At 64.3% G+C, this 12,043-nt stretch carries 10 protein-coding genes; all 10 read left to right on the top strand.

Features of this window, described 5'->3' with window-relative positions:
• Positions 1–35 precede the first annotated feature (35 nt).
• The 10 genes from asd (at position 36) to AC1D1F_RS15960 (ending at position 11,827) form a co-directional block, all read left to right on the top strand.
• The gene (asd, locus tag AC1D1F_RS16005) at positions 36–1,175 is read left to right on the top strand and encodes an aspartate-semialdehyde dehydrogenase (RefSeq protein ID WP_477677849.1); all 1,140 of its coding nucleotides are present in this window, start codon (positions 36–38) and stop codon (positions 1,173–1,175) included.
• Between the two features lie 253 nt (positions 1,176–1,428).
• Positions 1,429–4,143, top strand: a complete 2,715-nt coding sequence (locus tag AC1D1F_RS16000; protein WP_477677850.1) for a FimV/HubP family polar landmark protein — start codon at positions 1,429–1,431, stop codon at positions 4,141–4,143.
• 39 nt (positions 4,144–4,182) lie between these two features.
• Positions 4,183–4,977: a tRNA pseudouridine(38-40) synthase TruA gene (gene truA, locus AC1D1F_RS15995; RefSeq protein WP_477696467.1), complete on the top strand. Its 795-nt coding sequence runs from the start codon at positions 4,183–4,185 to the stop codon at positions 4,975–4,977.
• Positions 4,974–5,705, top strand: coding sequence for a phosphoribosylanthranilate isomerase (locus tag AC1D1F_RS15990; RefSeq protein WP_477677851.1), 732 nt, complete (start codon positions 4,974–4,976; stop codon positions 5,703–5,705). The genes truA and AC1D1F_RS15990 overlap by 4 nt, the downstream gene beginning before the upstream one ends.
• Positions 5,683–6,984 carry a tryptophan synthase subunit beta gene (gene trpB / locus AC1D1F_RS15985; RefSeq protein WP_477655131.1) on the top strand — a complete coding sequence of 434 codons (1,302 nt, stop codon included), beginning with the start codon at positions 5,683–5,685 and terminating at the stop codon, positions 6,982–6,984. The genes AC1D1F_RS15990 and trpB overlap by 23 nt, the downstream gene beginning before the upstream one ends.
• Positions 6,981–7,799: a tryptophan synthase subunit alpha gene (gene trpA / locus AC1D1F_RS15980; RefSeq protein ID WP_477696466.1), complete on the top strand. Its 819-nt coding sequence runs from the start codon at positions 6,981–6,983 to the stop codon at positions 7,797–7,799. The genes trpB and trpA overlap by 4 nt, the downstream gene beginning before the upstream one ends.
• Positions 7,800–7,907: 108 nt before the next feature.
• Positions 7,908–8,780 (top strand): acetyl-CoA carboxylase, carboxyltransferase subunit beta, encoded by an 873-nt coding sequence (gene accD, locus AC1D1F_RS15975; RefSeq protein ID WP_477655129.1) that lies wholly within the window; start codon positions 7,908–7,910, stop codon positions 8,778–8,780.
• Positions 8,781–8,896: 116 nt separating this feature from the next.
• Positions 8,897–9,556: an LON peptidase substrate-binding domain-containing protein gene (locus AC1D1F_RS15970; protein ID WP_477696465.1), complete on the top strand. Its 660-nt coding sequence runs from the start codon at positions 8,897–8,899 to the stop codon at positions 9,554–9,556.
• Positions 9,557–9,708: 152 nt separating this feature from the next.
• Positions 9,709–11,268 (top strand): lysine--tRNA ligase, encoded by a 1,560-nt coding sequence (gene lysS, locus AC1D1F_RS15965; protein WP_477678987.1) that lies wholly within the window; start codon positions 9,709–9,711, stop codon positions 11,266–11,268.
• Between the two features lie 34 nt (positions 11,269–11,302).
• The gene (locus tag AC1D1F_RS15960; RefSeq protein WP_477678988.1) at positions 11,303–11,827 is read left to right on the top strand and encodes a YgjP-like metallopeptidase domain-containing protein; all 525 of its coding nucleotides are present in this window, start codon (positions 11,303–11,305) and stop codon (positions 11,825–11,827) included.
• Positions 11,828–12,043: the final 216 nt, after the last annotated feature.

Below are 12,043 nucleotides of genomic sequence, written 5' to 3'. Positions count from 1 at the left end.
GCCATTTTTATGTACTTTTTGAAGGGGCAGTTCAAATGAAACTCAAAGGCAATCTCACCGGGCTCGTCGGCTGGCGCGGCATGGTCGGCTCGGTCCTGATCGACCGCATGCAGGCCGAAGGCGACTTCGACCTGATCGAGCCGGTGTTCTTCTCGACCTCCAACGCGGGCGGCAAAGCCCCGGCCCAGGCGAAGAACGAGACCACGCTGAAAGACGCCTTTGACATTGAAGCCCTGAAGAAGTGCGACGTCATCATCACGGCCCAGGGCGGCGACTACACCTCCGAGGTCTTCCCCAAGCTGCGCGCGGCCGGCTGGAAGGGCCACTGGATCGACGCGGCCTCCACGCTGCGCATGAACGACGACGCCGTCATCATCCTGGACCCGGTCAACCTGCCCGTGATCCAGAACGCCTTGGCCAAGGGCGGCAGCAACTGGATCGGCGGCAACTGCACGGTCAGCTGCATGCTGATGGGCGTGGGCGCGCTGTACAAGGCCGGCCTGGTCGAATGGATGACCAGCATGACCTACCAGGCGGCCTCGGGCGGCGGCGCGCAACACATGCGCGAGCTGCTCACGCAGTTCGGCACGCTGAATAGCGAAGTCCGCACGCTGCTGAACGACCCCAAGTCGGCGATCCTCGAGATCGACCGCCGCATCCTGGCCAAACAGCAAGGCCTGGGCGCCGCTGAGACCGCCAACTTCGGCGTGCCGCTGGGCGGTTCGCTGATCCCCTGGATCGACAAGGACCTGGGCAACGGCATGAGCAAGGAAGAGTGGAAGGGCGGCGCCGAGACCAACAAGATCCTAGGCCAGGGCGCGAGCTTCGGCACCGCCGAAACCCCGGTTGACGGCTTCTGCGTGCGCATAGGCGCCATGCGCTGCCACAGCCAGGCGCTGACTTTCAAGCTCAAGAAGGATGTGCCGCTGGCCGACATCGAGGCCATGATCGCGGCCGACAACGAATGGGTCAAAGTCGTGCCCAACACGCGCGAAGCCTCCACCAAGGACCTCACGCCTGTGGCCGTCACCGGCACCATGCAGATCCCGGTGGGCCGCCTGCGCAAGCTGGCGATGGGCCCCGACTACCTGGGCGCCTTCACCGTGGGCGACCAGTTGCTGTGGGGCGCCGCCGAACCGCTGCGCCGCATGTTGCGCATCCTGTTGCAGGCCTGAATTAATTGAGGTGAGCGGCTGCCAACATACAGCCGCCGATCCGTAACTACATGTCACAAGACGTTGTCGTCAGACAACATCCGAAACTTGTAAGTTGCTGCTAACTCGCTGTGTCAAAACTTAAGTGGTGTCTTAGCTTGTCAGCCTAATGCCTTGATGTTAAGGTTGTTTTTCGAAAATTCGCATCGAGGTTTTTGTGCGCTTAAGCAGAATAAAGTTACATGCAGACCGAGCACTGGAGGCTCACAACCCCATGAATAATCGCGGTCGTTGGCGTATCGGCGCCCTGGCAAGTGCCATTGCACTGCTGGGCAGCCTGGCAAGTCTGGAAGCCCACGCGCTCGCGCTGGGCCGTATCACGGTTCAATCGGCATTGGGCGAACCCCTACGCGCCGAAATCGAGATCCCCGACATCAAACCGGAGGAAGCCTCCAGCCTCAAGGCCGGCGTGGCGCCGGTCGACGCCTTCAAGGCGGCCGGGCTTGAATACGGCAGCGTCGTTTCCGGCGTCGAGGTCACCCTGCAACGCCGCCCTGACGGACGCTCCTTTCTGCGCCTGAGCAGCAACCGTCCCGTTACCGAGCCTTTTGTCGACCTGATCCTGGAAGCCAGCTGGGCCAATGGCCGCATCACACGCGACTACACCATGCTGTTCGACCCGCCGGCCCTGCGCTCGGGTACAGCGGTCGCGCCCACGGCACCCGTGCTGTCTTCCCGTCCCTCGGCCCCTCCCGCCAAGGGCATTGCCTCCATCCCCTATTCGCCGCCGGCCGGCCCCAGCACCCGGCCCGCGCCGGTCGCCAAGGCCCCTGCCGCGCCCCTCGAAAAAGTGCCGGCCGGCGGTGACAAACAGGTCACCGTTAAAGCCGGTGACACCGCCGGCAAGATCGCCGCCCAGAACAAGCCCGCCAGCGTGTCGCTGGACCAGATGCTGGTCGCCCTGTTGCGCAGCAACCCCGACGCCTTCATCGGCGGCAACGTGAACCGCATCAAGTCGGGCGCAGTGCTCGACATCCCGAGCGCCGAAACGGCCGGAGCGCTTTCCGCCGGCGAAGCCACCCAGACCATCGTCGCGCAAAGCAAGGACTTCAACAGTTTCCGCCGCAAGCTCGCCGAAGGCGTGCCGGCCACCCAGATGGCCAGCGCGGACCGCCAGGCCGGCGGCAAGGTGCAGGCCAAGGTCGAAGACCGCGCGCCCGCCAGCACCACCCCCGACAAGCTGACCCTCTCCAAGGGCGCCGTCCAGGGCAAGGCAGCCCCCACAGCGGCCGAAGACAAGATCGCCAAGGAACGCCAGGCCAAGGAGGCCTCCACGCGCGTGGCCGAGCTGTCCAAGAACATCAGCGAACTGAACAAGCTGGGCGGCGCCCCCACGGCGGCGCCCGCAGCCAGTGCGGCAAAAGCCCCCGGTGTGGCGGTTCCCGCGCCTGCCAGCGTGCCAACCCTGGCGGCCCCCACCCCCGCCCCGGCCGCAACGCCTGCACCCGCGGCGCCATCCGCCGCCGCCCCGGGCGTGACACCCGCACCAGCCTCGACTGCTGCCGTCACGCCGGCGACCGCCAGCAGCGCGCCAGCTGCGGCCGCTTCCGCATCCGAAGCTTCCACCAGCGTGGCCCCGATAGCTGCAGCCTCCCAGCCCGCACCGGCCGCCAGTGCCGCGGTCGCGCCGGCTGTGGCCGCCGCCAAAAAGCCCGTGGCAGTCCCGCCGCCGCCGCCCGAACCCAGCCTGGTCGACGAATTGCTCGACAACCCGCTGGTACTCCCCATCGCCGGCGGCCTGCTGCTGCTGCTGGCCGGTTTCGGCTTTTACCGCTATCGCCAGCGTGGCGGTGCGGCCCAGGTCGACAGCTCCTTCCTCGAAAGCAGGCTGCAGCCGGATTCTTTTTTCGGCGCCAGCGGCGGCCAAAGAATTGACACGAATGAAGGCAACGCCACGGGCTCGTCCCTGGTGTACTCGCCGAGTCAATTGGATGCCGCTGGCGACGTCGACCCGGTAGCCGAAGCTGATGTGTATCTGGCCTATGGACGAGACCTGCAGGCCGAGGAAATCCTGAAGGAGGCCATGCGCACCAGCCCGATGCGCGTCGCCATCCATGCCAAGCTGATGGAAATCTACGCCAAGCGCCGCGACAGCAAGGCCTTTGAAACCGTGGCCATCGAGGCGTTCAACCTCACCCACGGCAGCGGCCCCGAATGGGCTTACATCACCGAGATGGGCCGTGAACTGGACCCCGCCAACCCGATGTACCAGCCAGGCGGACAGCCAGCCGGCAGCGCCCATGCGGGCGGCACCTCGGCGTTCAGCCCGGGCGGCACCGTGGCCATGGTCGCCCAGCCGGCGCATGTTCCCGCGCCCACGCCTTCGATGGATGTCGACCTTGACCTGGACTTCTCACTCGATGACGAACCCGGTGCGGCCACCACCCCGGCCGTGATCTCGGCCCCGCCACCTCCGCCGCCCGCTCCCGCGCGCGTCGAGCCCACGGTGGCCATGAAAGCGCAGGAACCGGCCCCGCTGAACATGGATTTCAGCAGCGCCACGGTGGCCTTGCCCACGGCCAAGCCACCTGCGCCGGCCGCCAAACCCGCCGAGGCCGCGCCCGATGCCTCTTTCCTCGACGAAGGCTTGAACTTCACGCCCGAACCGTTCACACCGGCCCCCAAACCGGCGCCCGCCCCCGTGAAAGCGGCGGCAGCCCCGGCGCCAGAGCCGGTAACTGACAACGGCATGCTGGAGTTCGACCTCGGTTCGCTGTCGCTGGACCTGAACGGCCCCACGACGGAAAGCCCGGACCACCCGATGGAAGTCATGTCCGACGACCCGCTGGAAACCAAATTCCTGCTGGCCGAAGAATTCCGTTCGCTGGGCGATTCGGATGGCGCCAGGTCCCTGGCCGAAGAGGTGATGGCCGAAGCCAAGGGCCCGCTGAAGGTCAAGGCGCAGGCCTTCCTGAACGCCTTGTCGTGAGCGCAGCCTGAACGCGCCGCGTTCACTGCGTCCCCTCCCGTGAGGATTGCACTCGGCGTCAGCTACAGCGGTAGCGGCTACGAAGGCTGGCAAAGCCAGCTTTCGGGCAACACGGTGCAGGACAAACTGGAACTGGCGCTGGGCAAATTCGCCGCCCAGTCCATCCGCACCCTGTGCGCGGGCCGCACCGACGCAGGCGTGCACGGCCTGATGCAGGTCGTGCACTTCGATACGCCCCTGCAGCGCGACATCGCCTCCTGGGTGCGCGGCACCAACGCCTTTTTGCCCTCAGACATCGCCGTGCAGTGGGCGCGTGAGGTCCCCGATGAATTCCATTGCCGCGGCAGCGCCATCGCCCGCCGTTATGCCTATGTGGTGCTGGAGTCCCCGGTGCGGCCCAGCGTGGAAGCCGGGCGCGTCGGCTGGGTCTACCGGCCGCTGGACGAGGCGGCCATGCGGCAGGCCGTCACCTACCTGGTCGGCGAACATGATTTCAGCTCCTTCCGCGCCGCGCAGTGCCAGGCCAAGTCCCCCGTCAAAACCATCAGCCGCATTGAGATTTCGCACCGCGGCGATCCAGGTGCCCGATACTGGCGCTTCGAGTTCGAGGCCAACGCCTTTTTGCACCACATGATCCGCAACATCATGGGCTGCTTGGTCGCCATAGGCCAGGGCAACTACCCGCCGGACTGGCTGGCCGGGGTGATGGCCGCGCGCAGCCGCGATGCCGCCGCGCCCACGTTTTCGCCGGACGGCCTGTATTTTCTGGGGCCGGTCTATGAAGACCACTACGGCCTCCCGGCTCGCACACCCGCCTATGATTGGTTGCCATGACGCCCGCACCCACCACCCGTACCCGCATCAAGATCTGCGGCCTGACCCGTGAAGAAGACGTGGATGCCGCCGTGGAGGCCGGCGCGGATGCGGTCGGTTTTGTGATGTACGAGACCAGCCCGCGTTACGTGACGGCCGGACGCGCCGCCGAACTGGCCCGCCGCCTGCCGCCCTTCATCACGCCGGTGCTGCTCTTCGTCAACGCGCCCGCAACCCAAATCAGCGCCGCCTGCGCCCTCATCCCCACGGCCTTTCTGCAGTTTCACGGGGACGAGACGCCTGAAGACTGCCTTTCAGCCGGCCGGCCCTTCATGCGCGCGGCACGCATCCCATTAGGTGAAAAATCAGCCGAAAACACCCCGGGCTCCCCAGGCGGCTTTGATCTCGTAAAATACGCCCAGGACTTCAAGGCCGCACAAGCCATCCTTCTCGACGCTCATGTCGAAGGTTATGGCGGCGGCGGGAAAACATTCAATTGGTCACTTCTTCCTCCAAACGTCAGCGCTCACCTCGTTTTGTCTGGTGGATTGACGCCTGCAAACGTGATCGATGGCATTTCGCAAGTCAGGCCGCGTTGCACAACGCTGGCCGTTGATGTCAGTTCCGGCGTCGAGATTTCCAAGGGAATCAAAAGCGCCGACAAAATCAACCAGTTCGTCGCGGCCGTTCGCGCCGCCGACGAGTTACTTGCAAAGAGTCCCCATCATGTACGAGTACCACCAGCCTGACGTTTCAGGCCATTTCGGAATTTACGGCGGCAGTTTCGTTTCGGAAACACTGACCCATGCGATCAACGAGCTGAAAGACGCTTACGCCAAATACCAGCACGACCCGGAGTTCATCGCCGAATTCCAGTCCGAACTGGCGCATTTCGTGGGCCGCCCCTCCCCGATCTACCATGCCGCGCGCATGAGCCGCGAACAGGGTGGCGCGCAGATCTACCTCAAGCGCGAAGACCTCAACCACACCGGCGCCCACAAGATCAACAACACCATAGGCCAGGCCATGCTGGCACGCCGCATGGGCAAGCCGCGTGTCATCGCCGAGACCGGCGCCGGCCAGCACGGCGTGGCCACCGCCACGATCTGCGCGCGCTACGGCCTGGAATGCGTGGTCTACATGGGCAGCGAGGACGTCAAGCGCCAGAGCCCCAACGTCTACCGCATGAACCTGCTGGGCGCCACGGTGGTGCCGGTTGAAAGCGGCAGCAAGACGCTGAAAGACGCGCTCAACGAGGCCATGCGCGACTGGGTCGCCAACGTGGACAACACCTTTTACATCATCGGCACGGTGGCGGGCCCGCACCCCTACCCCATGATGGTCCGCGACTTCCAGAGCGTGATCGGCGCTGAATGCCTGCAGCAGATGCCGGAATTCATCGGCAACAAACAGCCCGACGCGGTGATCGCCTGCGTGGGCGGCGGCAGCAATGCCATGGGCATCTTCCACCCCTACATCCAGCACGCCAAAACCCGCCTGATCGGCGTGGAAGCGGCCGGCGAAGGCCTGGAAAGCGGCAAGCACTCGGCCTCGCTGCAGCGCGGCCTGCCCGGCGTGCTGCATGGCAACCGCACCTATGTGCTGCAAAACGAGGACGGCCAGGTCACCGAAACCCACAGCATCAGCGCCGGGCTCGACTACCCCGGCGTGGGCCCTGAACACGCTTTCCTCAAGGACATAGGCCGCGCCGAATACGTCGGCATCACCGACAAGGAAGCCCTGGAGGCCTTCCACTACCTGTGCCGCACCGAGGGCATCATTCCGGCGCTCGAATCCAGCCATGCCGTGGCCTGCGCCATGAAAATGGCCCGCAGCATGCGCAGCGACCAGAGCCTGCTCGTCTGCCTTTCGGGCCGCGGCGACAAGGACATCGGCACGGTGGCCGACCTCTCGGGGGCCGACTTCTACGACCGGCCGTCCATGCGCGGCCTGTCCGTCAAGGGCGGGTCGGCTTCGCCGGCGTCCTTCGATGCCAGCGGCGCCAAGGGAAGCGGGGTGCAGTCATGAGCCGCATTGCCTCTACCTTCTCCACGCTGAAAAGCCAGGGCCGCAAGGCCTTGATCCCCTACGTCACCGCGGGCTTCCCGTTTGCCGACGTCACGCCCGAGCTGATGCACGCCATGGTGGCCGGCGGCGCCGACGTGATCGAGCTGGGCGTGCCGTTTTCCGACCCCAGCGCCGATGGCCCGGTGATCCAGAAAGCCGGCGACAAGGCCCTGTCCTTCGGCGTCGGCCTGGCCCAGGTGCTGGAGATGGTGCGTCAGTTCCGCGCCAAGGACAGTGCAACGCCCGTGGTCCTGATGGGCTACGCCAACCCGGTGGAGCGCTACGACATCAAGCACGGCGGCAGCAAGACCGAAAGCGCCTTCATCCGCGACGCCGCCCAGGCCGGCGTGGATGGCGTGCTCATCGTCGACTACCCGCCCGAGGAATGCGTGGAATTCGCCGCCCGGCTGCGTGCGCACGGCATGGACCTGATTTTTCTGCTGGCCCCCACCAGCACTGACGCTCGCATGGCCCAGGTGGCCGGCGTCGCCAGCGGTTATGTCTACTACGTCTCGCTCAAGGGCGTGACCGGCGCGGGCACGCTGGACGTGGACGCCGTCGAGGCCATGCTGCCGCGCATACGCAAACATGTGAACGTGCCGGTGGGCGTGGGCTTCGGCATCCGCGACGCAGCCACGGCCAAGGCCATCGGCAAGGTGGCCGATGCCGTGGTCATCGGCAGCAAGATCATCCAGCTGATCGAAAACCAGCCGCGCGACAAGGTAGCGGCCGTCGCACAGGCGTTTTTGACGGAAATCCGTACTGCTTTGGACTGACTTTTGCGCCGGCCGGTACCGGGTTGAAGCCTGGGGAAACCGGCGCATAATTGCGCTTTTCGCCCGGCGGGGCCCCAGGCCCCGCCCGACACTACAAGGACTGACTTCATGTCTTGGCTAGAAAAACTGCTTCCCCCAAAAATCAGCCCCACCGACCCGACGGAACGCCGCCAGGTGCCCGAGGGCCTGTGGATCAAATGCCCCAGCTGTGAAGCGGTGCTCTACAAGACCGACCTGGAAAAAAACCAGAACGTCTGCCCGCAATGCAGCCATCACCACCGCATAGGCGCCCGCGCCCGGCTGGACGCCTTCCTGGATCCGGAAGGCCGCTACGAGCTGGGCCAGGAAGTGCTGCCGGTCGACGCCCTCAAGTTCAAGGACAGCCGCAAATACCCCGAACGCCTGAAAGAAGCCCTGGAAAACACCCAGGAAACCGATGCGCTCATCGTCATGGGCGGCGCGGTGCACAGCATAGGCGTGGTCGTGGCCTGCTTTGAGTTCGACTTCATGGGCGGCAGCATGGGCAGTGTGGTGGGCGAGCGCTTCGTTCGCGGCGTGCACGCCGCCATCGAGCAAAAAGTGCCCTTCATCTGCTTTACCGCCACCGGCGGCGCGCGCATGCAGGAAGGGCTTTTGAGCCTCATGCAGATGGCCAAAACCAATGCCGCCCTGACGCGCCTGGCCAAAAAAGGCCTGCCCTACATCAGCGTATTGACCGACCCGACCATGGGCGGGGTGAGTGCCGGCTTCGCTTTTGTCGGCGATGTGGTCATTGCCGAGCCCAAGGCCCTGATCGGTTTTGCCGGCCCGCGCGTGATTGAATCCACCGTGCGCGTGACGCTGCCGGAAGGCTTCCAGCGCGCCGAGTTCCTGCAGACCAAAGGCGCGATCGACTTCATCTGCGACCGCCGCGAACTGCGCAAGACCGTGGCCAGTTCACTGGCCATGCTGCTCAGGCAACCGGCCGACGCCGTCAGTTGAGAACCTGGCAAGCCTGAATAGCCCCTGAAGCAAGGCGTATTAGCCGCACGAAAAGTGCACCGCGCGGGTCACATGGGATGATGTGGTTCACGGCCCCCCAAAGCACGATGAGAACCATGCCAGAAGCTTTGACCTTGAGCTCCCTTCCCCTGTTCCCGCTGGGCGCAGTGCTGTTTCCGGGCGGCATTTTGCCCCTGCGCATCTTTGAAGTGCGCTACCTCGACATGATAGGCAAGTGCCACAAGGCAGGCGCGCCCTTCGGCGTGGTATCGCTGACCGAAGGCTCGGAAGTGCGGCGTCCCGCAGACACCGGCCCCGCCGGCGACGGCTTTGCGCACGAAGCCTTCAGCACGGTCGGCACCTTGGCCACCATCACCGAGTTTTCCTTGCCGCAGCCGGGCCTGATGGTGATCCGCTGCGTCGGCGCGCAGCGCTTTGAAATCTCGCGCCGCGAAAAACTCAAGCACGGCCTGTGGATCGCCGACGTCACCCGGCTCGAAGACGACCAGGCCGTGAAAGTCCCGCCCGACCTGCAAGGCACAGCGGACGCGCTGGGCAAGCTGATCAGAAGCCTGCAGGAGCGCGAAGTGCCGCAAACGCAGATGCCGCTGCAGTCGCCCTACCGGCTCGACGACTGCGGATGGGTCTCCAACCGCTGGTGCGAACTGCTGCCGATTCCACTGGAGCTCAAGCAGCGCCTGATGCAGCTGGACAACCCCCTGATGCGGCTGGAACTGGTAAGCGACATCCTGGAGCGCACCGGCATCGCGCTTTAAGGGCCTGCTGGCGATCTCAACGCCTTTTCAGGCGGCCCTGCCAAAACGCCCCTGTTAAAACTTAAAATCAGCGATTCGGCGCTTTTCGGGCCTTCTTCTTCTGAAGGCAGGGCGCCCGACACTTTTCGACCTCTTTCCGGAACCTTGACCCTATGTCCAACCAGCCGAACACGCCCACCGCCACAGGCAATGCCGCCCCCGCCCCGCAAGACGACAACAAGTTGATCGTCGAGCGCCGCGAAAAGCTCAAGGCCCTGCGCAAAGACCAGGCGGACGGCAAAGGCGTCGCTTTCCCGAACGACTTCAAACCCTCCGACCATGCGGGCAAGCTGCACGCCGCGCATGGGGACAAGGATGGCGAGGCGCTGGCCGCCGAGACTATTCCCGCGAAGATCGCCGGCCGCATGATGCTCAAGCGCGTGATGGGCAAGGCGAGTTTCGCAACCTTGCAGGACAGCACCGGTCGCATCCAGATTTTCCTCACGCGCGACGAGATCGGCGAAGAGCTCTATGCCGCCTTCAAGCACTGGGACCTCGGCGATATCGTGGCGGCGGAAGGCAAGGTCTTCAAGACCAAAACCGGCGAGCTGTCCATCCATGCCACCAGCGTGCGCCTGCTGACCAAGAGCCTGCGGCCCTTGCCCGGCGACTTTTACGGCATGGCCGACCAGGAGCAGAAATACCGCCAGCGCTATGTGGACCTGATCACCGACGAGCAGGCGCGCAAGCGTTTCACCGCGCGCAGCAAGGCCGTCAGCTCGATCCGCGAATTCATGGTCGGCCACGACTTCCTCGAGGTCGAGACGCCGATGCTGCACCCCATCCCGGGCGGCGCCAATGCCAGGCCTTTCAAGACACACCACAACGCGCTGGACCAGGAAATGTTCCTGCGCATCGCCCCCGAGCTTTACCTCAAGCGCCTGATCGTCGGCGGCTTTGACCGCGTCTTCGAAATCAACCGCAGCTACCGCAACGAGGGCATTTCGGTACGGCACAACCCCGAATTCACCATGATGGAGTTCTATGCGGCCTACTGGGACTACAACGACCTGATGGACTTCACCGAGGCACTGATTCGCGACGCGGCGCAAAAGGCTGCGGGCACGCTGCAGCTGAGCTACGGCGGCAAGGAAGAAAAAGTCGACCTCGCCAAACCCTTTGAACGCCTGACCATCCGCGAAGCCATCCTCAAGCACACCGAAGCCGGCGAGCATGTGGATGACAGCGTGTGGCTGATCAATGCCCTCAAAAAGCTGGGCATGAATGAGGAAAAAGACCGCCTTTCGACCCGCTCGCTGGCCAGCCTGCAGGTGCTGTACTTCGAGGAGCTGGTCGAAGAAAAACTCTGGCAGCCGACCTTCATCATGGAGCACCCAACGGAAATCTCCCCGCTGGCGCGCGCCAACGACAGCCGGCCCGAGGTCACCGAGCGCTTTGAGCTCTATATCACCGGCCGCGAATTCGGCAACGGCTTCAGCGAACTCAACGACGCCGAAGAGCAGGCCGCCCGCTTCAACGCGCAAGTCGCGGCCAAGGACAGCGGCGACGACGAAGCCATGTTCTACGACCACGATTTCGTGCGCGCCCTCGAATACGGCATGCCTCCCACCGGCGGCTGTGGTGTGGGGATTGACCGCTTGATGATGCTGCTGACCGACAGCCCCAGCATTCGCGACGTGATTTTGTTCCCTGCGCTACGCCGCGAGGCCTGAAGCGCAACCGTGAGGCACCCGGCCTGAATCCCTGATGGCCAATGCCTCTCCCTTGAAATACCTTTCCGGCTATCCGGAAAACCTGCGAACCCAGGTTCAGCAATTGCTGGATCAGGATCGGCTGGGTGAGGTGCTGCTCGCCAAGTACCCCCAAGGTCACGGCGTGCGGACCGACAAGGCGCTCTACGACTACGTGATGGATCTCAAGAACGATTTCCTGCGCAGCTCCGAGCCGCTGTCCAAGGTGACCTTCGACAGCAAGCTCCACGTGATCGCGCATGCGCTGGGCACCCACACCACCGTGTCACGCGTGCAGGGCAACAAGCTCAAGGCCAAACGCGAGATTCGCGTCGCCACGCTCTTCAAGGACGTGCCCGTGGAGTTTCTGCGCATGATCACTGTGCATGAGCTGGCCCACATCAAGGAGAAAGCCCATGACAAGGCTTTCTACCAGTTGTGTACGCATATGGAGCCGCAGTATCACCAGTATGAGTTTGATTTGCGGGTGTACCTTACGCATGTGGATGTGGTGGGGAAGCTGGCCTGGCCGGGGAGTTAGGGCCGGTTCTTGCTCCGGCCTTCGCGCTCTTTGCTGAGGGTTGCTGGCCTGGGGTTGCCCGGCGGCAAGTAACTTTCTTTTGCTTCGCCAAAAGAAAGTCACGGCGGATTCAAACCCCAAGTGCAACAGTCGGAATAAGGCCAGCGTCTCGCATGGCCTTGTTGTTAAAGAAGACCTCGGCAGGGCTTTTCCAGCCAAGGGTCTTGCGTGGCCTGA

The sequence above is a fragment of the Polaromonas sp. P1_H6 genome (genome assembly GCF_056405195.1).
This window is presented reverse-complemented; position numbering and strand designations above follow the sequence as displayed.

Excerpts from the sequence above, each read along its gene's own strand:
- asd (WP_477677849.1), top strand. The coding sequence starts at position 36 with ATGAAACTCAAAGGCAATCTCACCGGGCTCGTCGGCTGGCGCGGCATG.
- AC1D1F_RS16000 (WP_477677850.1), top strand. The coding sequence starts at position 1,429 with ATGAATAATCGCGGTCGTTGGCGTATCGGCGCCCTGGCAAGTGCCATT.
- AC1D1F_RS15990 (WP_477677851.1), top strand. The coding sequence starts at position 4,974 with ATGACGCCCGCACCCACCACCCGTACCCGCATCAAGATCTGCGGCCTG.
- trpB (WP_477655131.1), top strand. The coding sequence starts at position 5,683 with ATGTACGAGTACCACCAGCCTGACGTTTCAGGCCATTTCGGAATTTAC.
- trpA (WP_477696466.1), top strand. The coding sequence starts at position 6,981 with ATGAGCCGCATTGCCTCTACCTTCTCCACGCTGAAAAGCCAGGGCCGC.
- accD (WP_477655129.1), top strand. The coding sequence starts at position 7,908 with ATGTCTTGGCTAGAAAAACTGCTTCCCCCAAAAATCAGCCCCACCGAC.
- AC1D1F_RS15970 (WP_477696465.1), top strand. The coding sequence starts at position 8,897 with ATGCCAGAAGCTTTGACCTTGAGCTCCCTTCCCCTGTTCCCGCTGGGC.
- lysS (WP_477678987.1), top strand. The coding sequence starts at position 9,709 with ATGTCCAACCAGCCGAACACGCCCACCGCCACAGGCAATGCCGCCCCC.
- AC1D1F_RS15960 (WP_477678988.1), top strand. The coding sequence starts at position 11,303 with ATGGCCAATGCCTCTCCCTTGAAATACCTTTCCGGCTATCCGGAAAAC.